Below are 17,357 nucleotides of genomic sequence, written 5' to 3'. Positions count from 1 at the left end.
TGGCGGCCTCATCGGGGGAGGATGGGGGCGCCACACCGCTGTCACGGAGGGGCCGGGATGCGACGCAGGTCACAGCCCGGTGGTGCGACGTAACTCACTGTGACAACATTCGTTGGAAGGACACGCGGGCTCGAGGGAGACCGCGACCGCTCCGGCGACACAGCACCACCTGACCACGGGGAGACCACCAGATGTCCGCATTCGGCCGCATGCACAAGGCCACGGCACTCGTGCCGCTGGCCGTGCTCTCCGCCGCGTGGACGGCCAGCATGGCCGGCTCGGGCATCGGCTCCGCGGTCGCCGGCGACGAGGGCTCGGGCGCACTGCCCGACGGCACCACGGTCCCGGCGCAGGCCATCGAGGCCCCCGCCAGCGTCTCCGTGCCGGGGGTGGTGGCCCCCAGCGTGCCCCGCGACCGGGCCGCCCGGATCGTCGACACCGCCTCCACCAGCGGCATCCCGTCCGCCGCCCTCTCGGCCTACCAGCGTGCGGAGGCGGTCATCAACGCCGCTGACACGTCCTGCGAGCTCCCCTGGCAGCTGATCGCGGCCATCGGGCGCGTCGAGTCCGACCACGGCCGTTTCGGCGGCAACGTCCTCGGTGACGACGGCGTCGCCCAGCCGGGCATCTACGGCATCGCGCTCGACGGGCGCAACAACACCCAGCGGATCACCGACACCGACGCCGGGCAGTACGACTCCGACAAGAAGTTCGACCGCGCGGTCGGTCCGATGCAGTTCATCCCATCGACCTGGACGGTCGTCGGCGTCGACGGCGACAACGACGGCAAGCGCAACCCCCAGGACATCGACGACGCCGCCCTCGCCACCGCGGTCTACCTATGCTCGGGGGAGGACGACCTGTCCGCCGAGCAGGGCCAGCGCGCCAGCGTCTACCGCTACAACCACTCCAACGACTACGTCGACCTGGTCCTGTCGATCATGCAGGCCTACCTCGACGGTGAGTTCACGTCCGTGCCGACCCGCACCACCTCGGCCGGCGTCTTCGTCCCCGCCCCGACCGGACCGGCGGGTCCGGGCAAGGACAAGGGCCGCGGCGGCAAGGACGGCCAGCAGGGCAACCCGGTCGCCGTGGCCGGCACCCCCACCGCCACACCCACGAAGAAGCCCACCAAGCAGCCCACCAAGACCTCGACACCCACCCAGCAGCCGACGCAGCAGCCCACCCAGCAGCCGACGAAGACGCCGACCACCAAGTCGCCGGTCCCGGTCCCCGTGCCCCCGACGTTGCCGACCCTGCCGTCGACCAGCGTCCCCCCGCTGGACCAGACGCTGACCTACGTCCAGGCCGTGGCGCAGTGCACCACCCAGGGCGTGGTCGACAACCCGCTCACCGCCACCAACGAGCTCGCCAACTGCGCCAACTCCCTGCTCGCTCCCTGACCCGTCAGGGGTCGAGCAGGTCCAGCAGGTGGCGGGCCTGCCGCTCCGTCGTGCCGGCCGGGTTGCGTCGCCAACCGCCGTTGCCCGGCAGCAGCATGGCCAGCCAGAAGGCGGCCCACAGCGGGCGGTAGAGCGTGAATCGCCCCCGTGCGGTCTCGTCGAGACCGACCGCGCCGACCAGGGCCTGCGCGTCGTACACCCCGGTCAGCCGGCTCGCGATGTGCTCGACGTGGTCCGCGAGCTCGTACGCCGGGTCGCTGAGCCCGCCGTCCTCGAAGTCGACGAGCCGACACCGCTCCCCGTCCCACAGGACGTTGGCCGGGTTGAGGTCAGCGATGCCCAGGCCCCGCAGCTCCGGCTCCGGGAGCGCACCCGGGGCGGCCAGCGCCGCGAAGGCCCGGTCGACCGCGGTCGCCACCAGCGCCGGGTCCTGGCAGGCCCCCAGGTCGTAGGACTCCCCCAGCCACTCCGCGACGGTGCCGGCGTGCGTCGAGATGCCGTAGGTGCGCTCGCTGATCCCGGCGGCCCGCACCGCAGCGAGCGGGACGGCATACAGGCGGCGCAGCGCCTCGCCCAGCGAGACGGTCTGCGCGGCCGTCAGCGGACCGTCGCCGAGCGGCCGGCCGGGCAGGCGCTCCATGACGACGACCGGGGCGCCGTCCTCGATCTCGCGCCGCAGCGGACGGGGCGCGACCCCCGGCGCGTGCTCAGCCAGCAGGCGCAGGCAGTCCCACTCCCGCTCGGCCTCGCCCCGGTCCCAGGAGACGAACCTCTTGCGGACCTCGGTCTCGGTGAACGTGAGCTCGTGGGTCTGGGTCTGCACGACCCCGACCCTAGGGGGCGCCCGTCCTCCCGCCGTCGGACTCCACCCGCCCCGCGGCCGCTGGTTGACTGTGGTCATGTCCGTGCTCGGGGACGTGCAGACGACCTATCGCAGCTTCGCGGTGTACGCCGCGGGCAGCTCCCCCTGCTTCGAGGAGTGGGCGCTCGGCGTCGTCGACGACCACGAGGTGCAGCGCTGGCTGGCTCGGCTTCCCGAGCCGAAGCGCCAGCCCAACCTGGTCTTCGCCGCCGCCCGATGGCACGGCCTCGCTGCCCCCGCGCCGTACGACCACCTCCGCGCCACCCTCCTGGGGGATGCCGGCCGGATCCGCGCCACGAGCATGGAGCGCGCCACCCAGACCAACGAGGTCGGCCGGTTGGCGGTGCTGGTGCCTGCCTTCGCCAGCGTGCCCGGCGACGGGCCGGTCGGCCTGCTCGACGTCGGTGCGAGCGCCGGGCTCTGCCTCTACCCCGACCGGTGGTCCTACTCGTGGTCCACCGGCCGCGGCGCGGTGACGGTCGGTCCGGCGGCCCCCAGCCTGCACGCGGGCGTCTCGGGTCCGGCACCGCTCTCGGAGGCCCTCCCGGAGGTGGTGTGGCGAGGTGGGATCGACCTGAACCCCCTCGACGCCGCGGACGCCGACACCTGCCGCTGGCTGCTGACGCTGGTCTGGCCCGAGCACGACGATCGCCGGGTGCGATTGGAGGAGGCCTTGGACATCGCGCGCCACGAGCCACCCGGCCTCCGCCGGGGCGACCTGCTGCAGGAGCTGCCCGGTCTGGCGGCAGAGGCGCTGGCCGCGCTGCCGCACGGGGGCAGGTTGCTGGTGTTCAGCTCCGCGGTGATCGCCTACCTCGACGTGCCCGGACGCGAGCGGTACGCCGCGCTGATGCGGGACCTGCTGACCGATCCTCGCCTGCACTGGGTCAGCAACGAGCGCCCGCGCGCACTGCCGGCCGTCACGGCGACCGGGCCCCCGCCCCCACCCGGACGCTACGTCCTCGCGGTCGACGGCCACGCCGTCGCCCACACGCACCAGCACGGCCGCGACCTGCACTGGTGGGACTGATCGCCCGACCGGGTGATCCACCTCGACGGAAAGCGACCCCCTGCCCATCGGGCCGGGTCGGGGCTAGGGTCCCCGTGCATGGACATGCTGAGGAGCGCGCAGATCGCCGAGGCCGACCTGACCGACTGGCGCAAGCTCGCCCAGGGACTGCACGCCCGCTACCTGGTCGACGACTTCGGCGCCGGCGCCCGGTTCGTCGCCGCGGTCGGTGAGGCGGGCGACGCGCTCGGACACCACCCGCGCGTGACGATCGGCCGTGGCCACGTCGACCTCGAGCTGGTCACCGACGACGCCGTCTACCGCGAGGACGACGGCACCGAGCACGTCGTCGAGTGGGTGACGCAGCAGGACGTCGACCTCGCACGACGGATCACCGAGGTCGCCGCCGACCACCGGCTCGCAGCCGACCCGGCCTCGGTCAGCGAGGTCGAGCTCGGCCTCGACACGGCGCGCTCCGCGACCATCGCCCCGGTGTGGGCGGCCCTGCTGACGGGGAGCGCCGAGTCCCAGGGCCGCGGATCCCCCAGCGACGAGGTCCGGGACGCCACGGGCCGGGTGCCGAACCTGTGGTTCGGGGACGCCGACGAGCCCGGGTCCCCGGGCCAGCGCTTCCACGTCGAGGTCTACGTCGCAGCCGAGGTGGCCGAGCAGCGGATCACCGCCGCCGTCGCCGCGGGTGGCACCGTCGTGGACGACAGCGACGCGCCCGCCCTCACCGTGGTCGCCGACCAGGACGGCAACCGGGGCGTCGTCTGCGTCGACGCGGCCGCGGCGAAGCGAGACTGACCTCGGCCTACTGCGGCCGCCTCTCGAGGATCGCGAGGTCGCGCTCCGCGTAGGTCCGGTGCCACCACTCCTCGTTGAGCACGATCGACAGGCACTCCTTCACCGCAAAGGGGCGGGGCGGGGGCCACCCGGCACCGTCCGGCGGGGTGGTGTCGGCGGCGAGGGACTCCTCGGTGAGCCCCTCGAGCACGCGACGTACGTCGGCCTGCCGGGCGCGGCGGAGCTCGAGCACCTCGTCCAGCGACGGCCGGGCCGTGCGGTCGCGCGGCAGGCCCTGGTCGTCGGGTGCCTCGTCCCACGGCAGGTCGAGCGGGTGCCACGGGGCGGGGTCGCCGCCGATCGCGCAGTGGACCCACGAGGCGGTCGCGAACGAGAGGTGCCGCAGCGTCTCGATGAACGACCACTCCCCGTCGACCTGCTCGTGCAGCTGCGCCGGGTCGAGGAGTCGGGCCCGCTCGACGGTGCCGTCCCAGAGCTGCTCGAGCAGGTCCCAGGCCTCCACGAAGCCGTCGGGGTCGTCGGGGCGCATCCTGGCCAGGTCGGGCTCGCGGCGCGCCAGCTCCTCGCCGACGTACGCCGTCACGTCGACGCCGTTGATCCGCAGACCCCTCACCTCGCCGCTGATGTCGACGTCCCAGAGCTCGACGCCGGTCATCTTCACGTGGTGCAGGTCGGTGCCCCGGATCGTCACGTTGCTGAGCGACGCGGCCCGGAACGTCGACCCGCTGAGGTCGGTCCGGTCGAATGTCGAGCCGCGGAGGTCCTCCCTGCCGAACTCAGCCATCCCACACCGCCCATCCCGCCACGGAGGCCGGCTGGTCGGGTCCTCGGTCGAGAGCGACGGCGCCGCCGCTCCGGTCACGTGAGGTCATGGATCCGACCCTAGGACCCGTTCCGGTCGATACGGTTCCGGAACCTGCCCCACCGATGCGCGTCGCCGACGCACCCGCACGAGGAGGACCCGGATGTCCCACGCCGTCGCCGCCCGCCCCTGGCTGCCCACCACCGTGGCCGACCGCGTCCGCGACGTGTCGTCGAGCGCGTTGACGGGGGGCGCCCTGCAGGCCGAGATCGAGCGACTGGCCGACGAGAACCACCGCATCCACGACGTCACCTGTCTCAACCTCAACCCGGCGACCAACGTGATGAACCCGCGGGCCGAGGCCCTCCTCTCGGCGAACCTCGGGTCCCGTGCGTCACTGGGCTACCCGGGCGAGAAGTACGAGACCGGGCTCGAGGCCATCGAGCAGATCGAGGTGCTCGCCGCGGACGCCGCCTGCCGCGTCTTCGGGGCGGCGTACGCCGAGGTCCGCGTCGGCTCCGGCGCCCTGGCCAACCTCTACTCCTTCATGGCCACCTGCCGGCCCGGCGACACGATCATCGCCCCGCCCGCCACCATCGGCGGGCACGTGACCCACCACCTCGGTGGCGCCGCCGGCCTCTACGGACTGACCACGCTGGCCGCGCCGGTCGACCCGGACGGCTACACCGTGGACGTCGACGCCCTCCGCACCCTGGCGCAGCAGACGCGACCCCGCCTCATCACCATCGGGGGGAGCCTCAACCTGTTCCCCCACCCCGTCGCCGCCATCCGGGAGATCGCCGACGAGGTGGGCGCCCTGGTGCTCTTCGACGCCGCGCACCAGTGCGGCATGTTCGCGGGAGGAGCGTGGCCCAACCCGCTCGCCGAGGGTGCGCACCTGATGACGATGAGCACCTACAAGAGCCTGGGCGGACCTCCCGGCGGGCTCGTCGTCACCAACGACGCAGCCCTCGCCGAGCGTCTCGAGGCCATCGCCTACCCGGGCCTGACCGCCAACTTCGACGCCGGCAAGACCGCCGCCCTCGCGGTGACGCTGGCCGACTGGGAGGTCGCCGGCAGCGCCTACGCCGAGGCCATGGTCGCCACGGCGCGTGCCCTGGCAGACGGCCTCGGCGCCCTGGGCGTCCCGCTCTTCGCCGCCGACCGCGGCGCGACGACGTCGCACCAGTTCGCGGTCCTGGCCCACGAGTACGGCGGTGGGCAGCGCGCCGCACAGGGCCTGCGCCTGGCCAACCTGCTGGCCTGCGGCATCGGGCTGCCGACCACCGCGGTCGCCGGCGACACCAACGGGCTGCGCATCGGCACCCCCGAGCTCGCCCGCCTCGGGATGACGGCCTCCGACATGCCGACCCTCGCGTCCTTCATCGCCCGCGGGCTCGCCGGCGACGAGTCCGCCGCGTCGGCCGGACCCGAGGTCACCGAGTGGCGCAGCGGCTTCAGCGGCACCCACTTCACCGTCGACCTCCCGCACTGAGGCGGACCGGGGAGGGTCAGAGACGCAGGAGGTGGGCCGCCTCGGCGGCCCAGTAGGTGAGGATCACGTCCGCACCGGCACGCCGGATCGACGTGAGCGTCTCCAGGATCGCCGGCTCCCGGTCGATCCAGCCGCGAGCGGCGGCGGCCTCGACCATGGCGTACTCGCCGGAGATGTTGTACGCCGCGACGGGGACGTCGACGGCGTCGCGCACCCGGCGGATGACGTCGAGGTAGGCCAGGGCCGGCTTCACCATGACGATGTCGGCGCCCTCGGCCACGTCGAGCAGGGCCTCCCGGACGCCCTCGACGGCGTTGGGCGAGTCCTGCTGGTAGGTGCGCCGGTCGCCCTCGAGCGAGGAGTCGACCGCCTCGCGGAAGGGGCCGTAGAACGCGGAGGCGTACTTGGCCGAGTAGGCCAGGATCGAGACGCCCTGGTGCTCGCTGGCGTCGAGGGCCTCGCGGATCACCCGCACCTGGCCGTCCATCATCCCGCTGGGGCCGACCATGTCGACGCCGGCCTCGGCGTGCGCGCGCGCCATGTCGGCGTACGCCGCGAGCGTCCTGTCGTTGTCGACCTCACCGTCCGTGGTGAGCAGGCCGCAGTGGCCGTGGTCGGTGAACTCGTCGAGGCACAGGTCGCTCATCACGGTGAGCCCCTCGCCCACCTCGGCGACGACGTCGTTGATCGCGAGGTTGAGGATGCCGGCCGGGTCGATCGCGCCGGAGCCGGTGGCGTCCTTGGTGGCCGGGATGCCGAAGAGCATCACGCCCCCGAGCCCGAGCTCGGCCGCCTCGGCGGCGGCCTTCCGCAGGGACTCGCGGGTGTGCTGGACGACGCCGGGCATGGAGCCGATCGGCTGCGGCTCGTCGATGCCCTCACGCACGAACATCGGCAGCACCAGCTGCCGGGGCTCGACCGAGGTCTCGGCCACCATCCGCCGCAGCGCAGGGGTGCGTCGCAGGCGTCGGGGCCGGACGACCGGCCCGACGACCTCCGGGTGCTCCCCCGCGCTGCTCGTCACTTCGCGCGCGCCTTGCGCCGCGCGGCGGGCTTGCGCTCGCTCGGGCGGGTGACGGGGTCACCGGACTCGAGCATCGCCAGCCGGCGGGCCGAGCCGAAGTCGGCGAGCGCGTCGACCAGCAGCTCGACGTCGGGCTGGGGGGCCATGACGTCGACGCGCAGGCCGTGCTCCTCGGCGGTCTTGGCCGTGGCCGGACCGATGACCGCGATGATCGTCGACGGGTGCGGCTTGCCGGCGATGCCGACGAGGTTGCGCACCGTCGAGGACGAGGTGAAGACGACGGCGTCGAACTTGCCGGTCTTGATCGCGTCGCGGGTCGGCGCCGGCGGCGGGGTGGCCCGCACCGTGCGGTAGGCCGTCACGTCGTCGCACTCCCAGCCGAGGTCGACCAGGCCGGCGACGAGGTTCTCGGTGGCGATGTCGGCGCGGGGCAGGAAGACGCGGTTGATCGGGTCGAGCACCTCGTCGTACGGCGGCCAGTCCTCGAGCAGGCCGGCGGCGGACTGCTCGCCCGACGGCACCAGGTCGGCGCGCAGGCCCCAGGCGGCGATGGCCTGGGCGGTCTTGTCGCCGACCGCGGCGATCTTGAGGCCGGAGAAGGCACGCGCGTCGAGGCCGTACTCCTCGAACTTCTCCCGGACGGCCTTGACGGCGTTGACCGAGGTGAAGGCGATCCACTCGTAACGACCCTCGACGAGGCCGCGGACGGCCTTGTCCATCTGCAGCGGGTTGCGGGGCGGCTCCACCGAGATGGTGGGCACCTCCTCGGGCACGGCGCCGTACTCACGCACGCGACGTGACAGCGACCCGGCCTGCTCCTTGGTGCGCGGGACGAGCACGCGCCAGCCGAAGAGCGGCTTGGTCTCGAACCACGACAGCGTGTCGCGCAGGTCGACGACGTCACCGATGACCGTGATGGCCGGCGGGGCGACCCGGGCGGCGCGCACGTCGGCGGCGATGTTCTCGAGGGTGGAGATCACGGTCTCCTGCTCGGTGGTGGTCCCGACCCGGGTCATCGCGACCGGGGTCTGCGGGGAGCGACCGGCCTCCATCAGCGCGGCGGCGGTCTCACCGATGGTGCCGACGCCGGAGAGCAGCACCAGGGTGCGGTCGTCGGCGTACTGGCTCCAGTCGACCTTGTCGCCACAGGTGACGACGGCCATCTCCTTGTGGTTCTTGGTCGTCAGCGGGATGCCGGCGTAGGCGGGCACCGCGGACACCGACGAGACGCCGGGGACGATCTCGAAGCCGACGCCGGCCTTGACGCACGCCTGCGCCTCCTCGGGGCCGGAGGCGTAGAGGAACGGGTCACCCGTCATGAGGCGTACGACGCGCTGCTTCTTGCCGTGACGCACCACGACCTTGGCCCGGGCGGCGTGGGTCAGCGGCTGACCGTCCTCGCCGAAGCCACCGTCGACGAGGAGCGGACCGGCCGCCTGCTCGTCCGGGGCGGCGCCCTCGACCGGGGTCGGCAGGCCGAGCAGCGTGCGGACCATGCCGACGTGCTCGGGCGTCTCGGTGACGACGACGTCGGCGTCGCGGAGGAGCTCCACCGCGCGCACGGTCAACAGGCCGGGGTCGCCGGGACCACTGCCGACGAAGGACACCCATCCACGGGGCGCGACGCCCGACGTGCTGGACGGGGACTGGCTCTGGCTTCGAGTCATGCCTGCTGCTTCCTCACTGGTGCTTCCATCAGGTCTGCGGCGCCGTCGTCGAGCATGTCGCTCGCGAGGCGGTGGCCGACGCCGGCGGCGTCGGCGACCGGTCCGGTGGTGCTCCTCCGGACCGAGAGGCCCCCGTCGTGGGAGAGCGCGACCGCGCGCACCCACAGCTCGTCGCCGTCCTCCCCCTCCACGACCTCGGCGAGGGCGCCGAGGGGTGCGGAGCAGCCGGCCTCGAGCGTGGCCAGCACGGCGCGCTCGGCGGTCACGGCCGCGCGGGTGGCGGGGTCGTCGAGCGCGGCCAGGGCGGCCACGAGGTCGGGGTCGTCGGTGCGGCACTCGATCGCCAGCGCACCCTGCCCGGGGGCGGGGAGCATCTGCAGCGGGTCGAGCACCTCGGTGGCGTCGTCGAGGCGGCCCAGGCGGGCGAGCCCGGCGCGGGCCAGCAGCACGGCGTCGTACTCACCGCTGGCGACCTTGCCGATGCGGGTGTCCACGTTGCCGCGGACGCCGGACACGTCGAGGCCGAGGCCGAGGGCCTCGAGCTGCGCGGCGCGGCGCGGCGAGCCGGTGCCGACCCGGCTGCCGTGCGGCAGCTCCCCGAGGGTCAGGCCGTCGCGGGCGACGACGACGTCGCGCGGGTCCTCGCGGATGGGTACGGCGGCCAGCGCGATGCCGTCGGCGGGTGCGGTGGGCAGGTCCTTGAGCGAGTGGACGGCCACGTCGACCTCACCGCGGAGCAGCGCGTCGCGCAGCGCGCTCACGAACACGCCGGTGCCCCCGAGGGTCGCGAGCGGGGCGGAGCTGACGTCGCCCTCCGTGGTGATGGTCACGAGCTCCACTTCACGCCCCAGCCGCTGCCGAATCAAATCGGCGACGAGGCCGGACTGGGTGGTGGCCAGCGCCGAGGCGCGGGTGCCCAGGCGCAAGGGGTCCACGGCGGCCGTCATGACGTCCCCTCCCGCGAGATGCCCTCGGCGCGGGTGACAGCGTCGACGGCCTCGGGGTCGAGGGCGAAGAGCTCGGCGAGAGCGGCGGCGTAGGACACGGCACCGTCCTCGTTGGCGAGCTCCTTGACCCGGACGGTGGGCTCGTGGAGCAGCTTGTCGGCGACCCGCCGCACGGTGTGCAGCACCTCGGCGCGGGTGGCGTCGTCGAGGCCGGGCAGACGGGACGCGAGGCGCTCCATCTCGCTGTCGACGACCGACGTGGCCATCGAGCGCAGCGCGACGACGGTCGGGGTCACGCTCGCCTGCCGGCGGGCGGCGAGGAACGCGGCGATCTCCTGGGCGACGATGGACCGCACGTCGTCGACGCCGCGGGCCGAGTCGGAGCCCTTGAGCTCCTCGGCCAGCGCCGCCAGGCCCAGCACGCTCACGCCCGGCACCTCGGCGGCGGCCGGGTCGACGTCGTGGGGCAGGGCCAGGTCGACGATGGCCAGCGGGGCGGAGGTGTGCGCGCGGGCGGTCTCGACCGCGCCGCGGCTGATCAGGACGCCGGTCGCGCCCGTGCACGAGATGAGGACGTCGGTGCGACCCAGCTCGACGTCGAGGTCGACCAGCGAGACCGGCCTGGCGGCGTACTCGGTGGCGAGGCGCGCGGCACGGTCGGGCGTGCGGTTGACCACGGCGATGTCGCTGGCGCCCATCCGGTGCACGGTCGCGGCGGCGAGCGACGCCATCGCGCCCGCACCCACGACGACGACCCGGCGACCGGCCACCTGGCCGGGGATGCGCTCGAGGGCCGCGGTGACGAGCGACGGGGCGGCGCGGTCGATGTCGGTCTCGGCGCGTGAGCGCTTGCCGACGCGCAGCGCCTGCTGGAAGAGCACGTTGAGGGCGGGTCCGACGGTGCCGAGCTCCTGGCCCACCCGCAGCGCGTCGCGGGTCTGGCCGAGGATCTGGCCCTCGCCGACGACCATCGAGTCGAGCCCGGCGGCGACGTTGAAGAGGTGGGACACCGCACCGTCGTCGTAGTGGACGTAGAGGTGGGGCACGAGCGCCTCGGTCGACTCGCCGGCGCGGTCGACGAGCAGGCGGGAGACCTCCTCGATGCTGCCGTGGAAGCGGTCGACGTCGGCGTAGATCTCGAGGCGGTTGCACGTCGAGATGACGGTCGCCTCGGTGACGTGCTCGCTCGCGGCGACGTCGGCGATCAGCTTGGTCACCCCGCCGGCGTCGAGCGCGAGGCGCTCGAGCATGGACACGGGTGCGGACCGGTGGGACACGCCCACGACCAGGACGCTCATGCGGTCACCTCCTCGTCGTGCAGCCGGTCGAAGTCGTCGGCCACGGTGCCGCCGGCCTTGCGCTGCACGTGGTAGGCGAGGATCTGCAGCTCGATCGACAGGTCGACCTTGCGCACGTCCACGCCGTCGGGCACCGACAGGACGGTCGGTGCGAAGTTGAGGATGCTCGTGACTCCCGCCGCGACCATCCGGTCGGCCACGTCCTGGGCCGCGACGGCCGGGGTGGCGATGACGCCGATGGCGACGCCCTGGTCCTCGACGATCTCCTCGAGGTCGTCGAAGGGGCGTACGTCGATGCCGGCGACGAGCTCGTCGTGGCGCTCCGGGTCGGCGTCGAGCAGGGCCACGACCCGGAAGCCGCGGCTGCGGAAGCCGGAGTAGTTGGCGAGCGCGTGGCCGAGGTTGCCGATGCCGACGATGACGACCGGCCAGTCCTGGGTCACGCCGATCTCACGGGCGATCTGGTAGCGGAGGTACTCCACGTCGTAGCCGACGCCGCGGGTGCCGTAGCTGCCGAGGTGGGAGAGGTCCTTGCGCAGCTTGGCCGAGTTGACGCCGGCGGCCGCGGCGAGCTCCTCGCTGGAGCACGTGGCCGTCCCCGCCTCGGCCAGGCCCACGAGGGCCCGGAGGTAGACGGGCAGCCGCGCGACGGTCGCCTCGGGAATGTCCCGGGCGTGGTCGGTGGAAGTCCGTGCGGTCACTGCTCTTCTCTCCAGCCGGCTCGATCCCGGGTGGTGGGAGACCCGGTCAAGGTCGAGCGGCGTGGTCACTGTAGGAGTTTGTGAACGGGAGAACAAACTCGGCGGAGGGCACCGGCTAGCACATGTGAGTATCCCCACCTCGGCCGGGGTGCGTCGAGGGCTCAGCCGCGGCGCAACGCGGCCCGGAGCCGGTCGGGATCGACCCGCCAGAAGTCGTGCTGGCGCCCGTCGACGAGGGTCACCGGGATCTCCTCGGCGTAGCGGTCGAGCAGCACCGGGTCCTCGTCGACGTCGACCTCGGACCACGACTCCCCCAGCTCGGCGCAGACCACCTCGATGACGGCGCGGGCGTCGTCGCACAGGTGGCAGCCCGGCCGGCCGACGAGCGTGACCCGCGCGCCCGTGGCCGAGGTGGCGCCCGACCCGGTCACTCGAGGAGCCCCAGCGCGCGACGGCGCTCGAGGCCGCGCAGCCGGCCCTTCTGCACCTTGCCGGTGACGGTCAGGGGCAGCTCGTCGACCACCTCGATGCGGGTGGGCTGCTTGAAGCGGGCGAGGCGTACGGCGGCGTGGTCGGCCACGGCGGCGCCGAGGGCCTCGGCGTCGACGTCGTGTGCGACGACGTACGCGACGACGGCCTCCCCCGTCCGGGGGTCCTCGACGCCGATGACGGCCGCGTCGACGACGCCGGGCACCTCGCGCAGCACCTCCTCGACCTCGGTCGGGTAGACGTTGAAGCCGCTGACGATGACCAGCTCCTTGACCCGGTCCACGAGGAACAGGTCGCCCGTCGGGTCGAGGAGGCCCACGTCACCGGTGGCCCACCAGCCCTCGGCGTCGACCCCGCCGGAGCCGTCGGGCCAGTAGCCGCTGAAGAGGTTGTCCCCGCGGACCTGGATCTCGCCCGGGTCCTCGCCGCCGAGCACCCGTCCGGTGGCGTCGACGAGGCGCACCTCGATGCCGGGCAGGGCCGCGCCCACGGAGCCGGACTGCAGCGACTCGCTGCACAGGGTGCTGGTGACCACCGGGGCCGCCTCGGTCAGCCCGTAGCCCTGGTGGACCGGGATGTCCGTCGCGGTCGTGAAGGCGTCGATCACCTCGGGACCCAGCGGCGCCGAGCCCGACAGCACCAGCCGGACCGGGCCGAGCCGGTCGGCGAGGTTGTCCAGCGGCAGCCAGTGGGCGAAGACGGGCGGCGCGACCGGCAGCACGCTGCAGGCCTCGTCCTCGACGATGTCGAGCACGGTGACCGGGTCCCACCGCTCGACCAGCAGCAGCTTGGCGCGGTGCCGGAGCACGCCGCCGAGGACGGCGTTGAGGCCGTAGACGTGGAAGAGCGGCAGGACGCCGAGCACGACGTCGTCCCCGTGGATCATCTTGGGCTCGACCCGGGCGACCTGCTCGATGTTGGCGAGCAACGCGCGGTGGGTGAGCATCGCGGCGCGCGGTCGACCCGACGTACCGCTCGTGTAGAGGAGTGCGGCGAGCTTCTCGGGGTCCTGCAGCGGCGGGACCGGACGCGCCTCACCGGCGAGGAGGTCGTCGTAGCCGATCTCCCCGGCACCGCGCCCGTCGCCGACCGCCACGACCCGGGGGTGCACGGCGCGGGACACGAGGTCCTCGTCCAGCGTCGACGTGTTGCCGTCGAGCGCCGCGTTGACCGTGGCCACCGCCACGCGCACGGCGGGCAGGGCCTCCTCGTCCGCGATGACGAGGCGCGAGCCGGAGTCGGCGATCATCCGGGCGAGCTCGTCGGCCGTGGAGCGCGGGTTGACCGGCACCGCCACGACCTGGGCCCGGAGCACCCCGAGGTAGCTGGTGACGAACTCGAGACGGTTGCCGACCACGATCATCACCCGGTGGCCGGCCAGGACCCCGAGGCGACCGAGGCCGGAGGCGCAGTGCGCGACCTCGGACTCGAGCCCGCCCCAGGTCACCGCGCGCCCGCCGGACTCGACGACCGCGAGGCGGTCGGGAGAGTCCTCGGCGGCCTCGGCGACCAGGTCCGCAAGGTCCGTCAACGACATGGATCGATCCTTCCACACCTGCACACCGACCCTCAGCCGATCACCGGCCGGTCCGCCGGACGACCGCGGCGTTCCGGACTACCCTGAGCGACGTGACGCCGCCCGATCGCCCCCGCCGCCTCAACCTGCAGCAGCGCTCGACGATGGCGGGCGAGGCAGCGGCCGCTGCCGCGGAGGTCGAGACCGCCCTCGACACCCCCGTCGACCCGACGGCTGCGGCGTTCTTCGACGTCGACAACACGATCATGCAGGGCGCGAGCATCTTCCACCTGGCCCGCGGCCTGCACCGGCGCGAGTTCTTCACGACGCGCGACATCCTCGGCGCCACCTGGAAGCAGGTCTACTTCCGGGTCGTGGGGGTCGAGGACCCCGAGCACGTGGCCGACGCCCGCAACTCGGCGCTGGGCTTCATCGCCGGCCACACCGTCAGCGAGCTCGAGGGCCTGGTCGAGGAGATCTTCGACGAGGGCATGGCGCACCGGATCTGGCCGGGCACCCGCGCGATGGCCCAGATGCACCTCGACCAGGGCCAGCGGGTGTGGCTGGTGACCGCGGCGCCCATCGAGATCGCACGGATCATCGCGCGGCGCCTGGGCCTCACCGGCGCCCTGGGCACGGTGGCCGAGCACGTGGACGGCGTCTACACCGGCCACCTGGTGGGCGACATGCTGCACGGACCCGCCAAGGCCGAGGCGGTCAAGGCCCTCGCCGCGCGCGAGGGGCTCGACCTCACCCGCTGCTCGGCCTACTCCGACTCCTCGAACGACCTGCCGATGCTCTCCCTGGTGGGCGACGCCTGTGCCATCAACCCGGACGCCCGCCTGCGCCACCACGCCCGCCAGCAGGGCTGGCGGATCCGCGACTACCGCACCGGGCGCAAGGCCGCCCGCGCCGGACTGGTCGTCGCCGCTGCCGCCGGAGCGGTCGGCGGTGCGGTCGCCGCCGGCGCCACGGTGCGCGGCCGACGCCACCACTGAGCGCCGAGACCTGACCCGGGCCCACGTTTGCCCGTGGGCGGTTCACAACGACGGCACCTCCACCTACTCTTGAGTAGGTCCCGGCAGGGACCGATCTGGGGAGGGTCGTCAACGACGCCATGTGGGGTGCCACCGACATCGAGCAGGGGCTCGACGCGCTGCGGCGCGCCGTGCTCCTCGCCCTCGCCGCGCCCGTTCCCGTCGGGGGCCACGTCCTGCTCGCCGAGGCCGACATCTCGGTCGGCGGCGCCGGCCACGGCGGGGGGCGCGGCGCCGGCCGCGATGACGGCGCCAACACCTACGGCGACGCCGACCAGGCCACCTCCTCGGAGGACGACGAGGCCGAGCGCGCCCGGCTGATCGCGCTCGTCGAGCTGGCCCGCGGCGGCGACACCGAGGCCTTCGGCCTGCTCTACGACCACTACCAGCCGTCGGTCTACCGCTTCCTCTACTACCGGACCCGCTCGGTGGCGCTCGCCGAGGACCTCACCTCCGAGACCTTCTTCCGGGCCCTGCGCAACATGAACAGCTTCCGCTGGCAGGGGCGCGACCTCGGCGCCTGGCTCATGACGATCGCCCGCAACCTCACGACCGACCACTACAAGGCCGGCCGGACCCGGCTGGAGCTCACCACCGAGGACATGACGCTCCACGACGACGCGACCGACGGTCCGGAGGACGCGGTGCTGGAGGGGATCACCCACGAGATCCTGCTCGCGGCGCTCACCGAGCTGCCGACCGAGCAGCGCGAGTGCATCATCATGCGGTTCCTCCAGGGGATGAGCATCGCCGAGACGGCGCTGGCCCTCGAGCGGAGCGAGGGCGCGATCAAGCAGCTCCAGCTCCGCGGCGTACGCAACCTCGCCAAGCTGATGCCCGAGGGGATGCGGGACTGATGACCCCCTCGCTGCTGCAGCCCCGCCGGCCGGTCCAGTTCGCTGCGTCACAGTGCGTAACCTCCTCGCCCGACCCGTCGTTCATCGAGGTGGAGGGGCACCGCACGGTCGCGACCGGCGGCACCCAGGACGAGACGGGACGGACAGGATGACTGCGCCATTCCCGGCACGACGACGTGCTGAGGAGTTCGACGCCCTGGTCAGCGGGGCGTCCTCGACCACCCCGCGCCCGCCGCTCACCGAGCGCGACGCCGCACGCTTCGCCGACCTGCTCGCCGTGGTCGACGACCTCCGCGCCGTCCCCGAGGTCGTCCCGCGCCCCGAGTTCACCGCCGCGCTGCGCGAGCGGCTCATGCTCGAGGCCGACACCGTCCTGGCGGCCCAGCCGGCCCGGGCCCGCGCCGAGGAGGCCCGCCTCGTCCTGCCCACCCGACCCCGCGCCCGCGACCGCCGGCTCGCGACGCTGCTCGGCGGAGCGGCCCTGATCGGCGCCACCACCTCGATGGCCGTGGCCGCCCAGACCGCCCTGCCCGGCGACTCGCTCTACCCCGTCAAGCGCGCCATCGAGGACGCCCGCACCGGCCTCGCCAACGACGGCGCCGACCGGGGCGCCCGGCTCCTGGCCCACGCCGGCGGACGGCTCGACGAGGTCGACGAGCTCGCCCGCACCTCCTCGCCCCTGCGGAGCGCGGCCGTCGCGGACACGCTCCTGACCTTCGACGAGCAGGCGACCGAGGCCGCCGACGTCCTCCTCGAGGCATATGCCGAGTCCGGCGACGAGCAGGTCATCCGCTCGCTGCGCAGCTTCACCGCCACCGGCCTCGACCAGCTCTCGACGCTCGAGGGCCGCATCCCGGACTCCGCCCGAGACGAGCTGGTCGCCGCCGGGCGGACGCTCGCCGAGATCGACGCGCGGGCCGTGGCCGCGTGCCCCGAGTGCGGTGGCGGCGCCGCGACGCTGCCGCCCTTCCTCCTCACCGCCTCGGCCGAGGGCCTCGACGTCGGCAGCGTGCTCAGCTCCTCGACCTCCTTCATCGTCGACCGCGGCCGCACCGGCCAGCCGGCCATCGGGGCGACCATCTCGGGCCAGGACGTCGGCGGCATCGTCGTCCCCGACCTCGACACCACCGTCACCGGTGGGGACGGTCCGGCGAGCGGCACCGGCGGTGGCGCCGGCAGTGGCACCGGCGGAGTCCCGACGCCCACCGAGGTCCCGTCGACCGGCGCCGGGGAGGCGGTCGAGGAGACCGTCACCGGCACGGTCGACGACGTCACCAAGCTGCTCACCGGCGACGTGCCCACGCTCGTCGACGAGGTGCCCGTGGTCGGACCCGTCGTGGGACCGGTCGTGGGCGGCACCCTCGGCGGGGTGGTCGGCGGTGCGGGCGGCACGCTCGACCAGACCACCGACTCGCTGCTCGACTGAGCACCGCCTCGGCGCAC

General features: G+C 73.7%; 16 protein-coding genes. 7 read left to right on the top strand and 9 right to left on the bottom strand.

Annotated elements, in window-relative coordinates:
• The first annotated feature begins 191 nt into the window (after positions 1-191).
• On the top strand, positions 192-1,403 hold the full coding sequence (locus ASG88_RS11415; RefSeq protein WP_056887556.1) for a lytic transglycosylase domain-containing protein: 1,212 nt from the start codon (positions 192-194) through the stop codon (positions 1,401-1,403).
• Between the two features lie 4 nt (positions 1,404-1,407).
• Here the strand turns inward: ASG88_RS11415 and ASG88_RS11410 are convergent, their stop codons facing one another.
• Positions 1,408-2,226 carry an aminoglycoside phosphotransferase family protein gene (locus ASG88_RS11410; RefSeq protein WP_056887555.1) on the bottom strand — a complete coding sequence of 273 codons (819 nt, stop codon included), beginning with the start codon at positions 2,224-2,226 and terminating at the stop codon, positions 1,408-1,410.
• Between the two features lie 76 nt (positions 2,227-2,302).
• Here ASG88_RS11410 and ASG88_RS11405 point away from each other — a divergent pair, with 76 nt between their 5' ends.
• Both ASG88_RS11405 and ASG88_RS11400 read left to right on the top strand, forming a co-directional pair.
• Positions 2,303-3,295 carry a DUF2332 domain-containing protein gene (locus tag ASG88_RS11405; protein WP_056887554.1) on the top strand — a complete coding sequence of 331 codons (993 nt, stop codon included), beginning with the start codon at positions 2,303-2,305 and terminating at the stop codon, positions 3,293-3,295.
• Between the two features lie 78 nt (positions 3,296-3,373).
• On the top strand, positions 3,374-4,081 hold the full coding sequence (locus ASG88_RS11400) for a 4a-hydroxytetrahydrobiopterin dehydratase (protein WP_056887553.1): 708 nt from the start codon (positions 3,374-3,376) through the stop codon (positions 4,079-4,081).
• 7 nt (positions 4,082-4,088) lie between these two features.
• Here ASG88_RS11400 and ASG88_RS11395 read toward each other — a convergent pair whose 3' ends face one another.
• Complete coding sequence (locus ASG88_RS11395) at positions 4,089-4,865, bottom strand: DinB family protein (RefSeq protein ID WP_056887552.1); 777 nt, start codon at positions 4,863-4,865, stop codon at positions 4,089-4,091.
• A gap of 181 nt (positions 4,866-5,046) precedes the next feature.
• Between ASG88_RS11395 and glyA the strand changes: the two genes are divergently transcribed.
• On the top strand, positions 5,047-6,378 hold the full coding sequence (gene glyA, locus ASG88_RS11390) for a serine hydroxymethyltransferase (RefSeq protein WP_056887551.1): 1,332 nt from the start codon (positions 5,047-5,049) through the stop codon (positions 6,376-6,378).
• A gap of 16 nt (positions 6,379-6,394) precedes the next feature.
• Here glyA and hemB read toward each other — a convergent pair whose 3' ends face one another.
• From hemB to ASG88_RS11355, 7 genes are all read right to left on the bottom strand, one after another.
• Positions 6,395-7,315: a porphobilinogen synthase gene (gene hemB, locus ASG88_RS11385; protein ID WP_056887839.1), complete on the bottom strand. Its 921-nt coding sequence runs from the start codon at positions 7,313-7,315 to the stop codon at positions 6,395-6,397.
• Positions 7,316-7,398: 83 nt separating this feature from the next.
• Positions 7,399-9,069 carry a uroporphyrinogen-III synthase gene (locus ASG88_RS11380; RefSeq protein WP_056887550.1) on the bottom strand — a complete coding sequence of 557 codons (1,671 nt, stop codon included), beginning with the start codon at positions 9,067-9,069 and terminating at the stop codon, positions 7,399-7,401.
• A complete protein-coding gene (hemC, locus tag ASG88_RS11375; RefSeq protein WP_056887549.1) occupies positions 9,066-10,016 on the bottom strand; it encodes a hydroxymethylbilane synthase in 951 nt (316 codons plus the stop codon). The genes ASG88_RS11380 and hemC overlap by 4 nt, the downstream gene beginning before the upstream one ends.
• The gene (locus ASG88_RS11370) at positions 10,013-11,314 is read right to left on the bottom strand and encodes a glutamyl-tRNA reductase (RefSeq protein WP_056887548.1); all 1,302 of its coding nucleotides are present in this window, start codon (positions 11,312-11,314) and stop codon (positions 10,013-10,015) included. The genes hemC and ASG88_RS11370 overlap by 4 nt, the downstream gene beginning before the upstream one ends.
• The gene (locus ASG88_RS11365) at positions 11,311-12,015 is read right to left on the bottom strand and encodes a redox-sensing transcriptional repressor Rex (RefSeq protein WP_056887547.1); all 705 of its coding nucleotides are present in this window, start codon (positions 12,013-12,015) and stop codon (positions 11,311-11,313) included. Before ASG88_RS11365 ends, ASG88_RS11370 begins: the two co-directional genes overlap by 4 nt.
• A 161-nt stretch (positions 12,016-12,176) precedes the next feature.
• Entirely contained in the window at positions 12,177-12,446 is a 270-nt protein-coding gene (locus tag ASG88_RS11360) for a glutaredoxin family protein (RefSeq protein WP_056887546.1), read from the bottom strand.
• Positions 12,443-14,041 (bottom strand): class I adenylate-forming enzyme family protein, encoded by a 1,599-nt coding sequence (locus tag ASG88_RS11355; RefSeq protein WP_056887545.1) that lies wholly within the window; start codon positions 14,039-14,041, stop codon positions 12,443-12,445. Before ASG88_RS11355 ends, ASG88_RS11360 begins: the two co-directional genes overlap by 4 nt.
• 92 nt (positions 14,042-14,133) lie before the next feature.
• Here ASG88_RS11355 and ASG88_RS11350 point away from each other — a divergent pair, with 92 nt between their 5' ends.
• The 3 genes from ASG88_RS11350 to ASG88_RS11340 all read left to right on the top strand — a co-directional run bounded on the left by ASG88_RS11350 (position 14,134) and on the right by ASG88_RS11340 (position 17,340).
• Positions 14,134-15,018, top strand: a complete 885-nt coding sequence (locus tag ASG88_RS11350; RefSeq protein WP_235534817.1) for an HAD-IB family hydrolase — start codon at positions 14,134-14,136, stop codon at positions 15,016-15,018.
• 119 nt (positions 15,019-15,137) lie between these two features.
• On the top strand, positions 15,138-15,914 hold the full coding sequence (locus ASG88_RS11345) for a sigma-70 family RNA polymerase sigma factor (RefSeq protein ID WP_056887544.1): 777 nt from the start codon (positions 15,138-15,140) through the stop codon (positions 15,912-15,914).
• Between the two features lie 148 nt (positions 15,915-16,062).
• On the top strand, positions 16,063-17,340 hold the full coding sequence (locus ASG88_RS11340) for a DUF5667 domain-containing protein (protein WP_056887543.1): 1,278 nt from the start codon (positions 16,063-16,065) through the stop codon (positions 17,338-17,340).
• Positions 17,341-17,357: the final 17 nt, after the last annotated feature.

Origin of the sequence: Nocardioides sp. Soil777, assembly GCF_001428425.1 — a bacterium.
Taxonomy (GTDB): domain Bacteria; phylum Actinomycetota; class Actinomycetes; order Propionibacteriales; family Nocardioidaceae; genus Nocardioides; species Nocardioides terrigena.
The sequence above is the reverse complement of the archived record's forward strand: the minus strand, read 5'-3'. Positions and strand labels throughout refer to the sequence as shown.

Bases quoted from the DNA above. Each gene is read 5' to 3' on its own strand.
- ASG88_RS11415 (WP_056887556.1), top strand. From the start codon at position 192: ATGTCCGCATTCGGCCGCATGCACAAGGCCACGGCACTCGTGCCGCTG.
- ASG88_RS11405 (WP_056887554.1), top strand. From the start codon at position 2,303: ATGTCCGTGCTCGGGGACGTGCAGACGACCTATCGCAGCTTCGCGGTG.
- ASG88_RS11400 (WP_056887553.1), top strand. From the start codon at position 3,374: ATGGACATGCTGAGGAGCGCGCAGATCGCCGAGGCCGACCTGACCGAC.
- ASG88_RS11395 (WP_056887552.1), bottom strand. From the start codon at position 4,865: ATGGCTGAGTTCGGCAGGGAGGACCTCCGCGGCTCGACATTCGACCGG.
- glyA (WP_056887551.1), top strand. From the start codon at position 5,047: ATGTCCCACGCCGTCGCCGCCCGCCCCTGGCTGCCCACCACCGTGGCC.
- hemB (WP_056887839.1), bottom strand. From the start codon at position 7,315: ATGGTGGCCGAGACCTCGGTCGAGCCCCGGCAGCTGGTGCTGCCGATG.
- ASG88_RS11380 (WP_056887550.1), bottom strand. From the start codon at position 9,069: ATGACTCGAAGCCAGAGCCAGTCCCCGTCCAGCACGTCGGGCGTCGCG.
- hemC (WP_056887549.1), bottom strand. From the start codon at position 10,016: ATGACGGCCGCCGTGGACCCCTTGCGCCTGGGCACCCGCGCCTCGGCG.
- ASG88_RS11370 (WP_056887548.1), bottom strand. From the start codon at position 11,314: ATGAGCGTCCTGGTCGTGGGCGTGTCCCACCGGTCCGCACCCGTGTCC.
- ASG88_RS11355 (WP_056887545.1), bottom strand. From the start codon at position 14,041: ATGTCGTTGACGGACCTTGCGGACCTGGTCGCCGAGGCCGCCGAGGAC.
- ASG88_RS11345 (WP_056887544.1), top strand. From the start codon at position 15,138: ATGTGGGGTGCCACCGACATCGAGCAGGGGCTCGACGCGCTGCGGCGC.
- ASG88_RS11340 (WP_056887543.1), top strand. From the start codon at position 16,063: ATGACTGCGCCATTCCCGGCACGACGACGTGCTGAGGAGTTCGACGCC.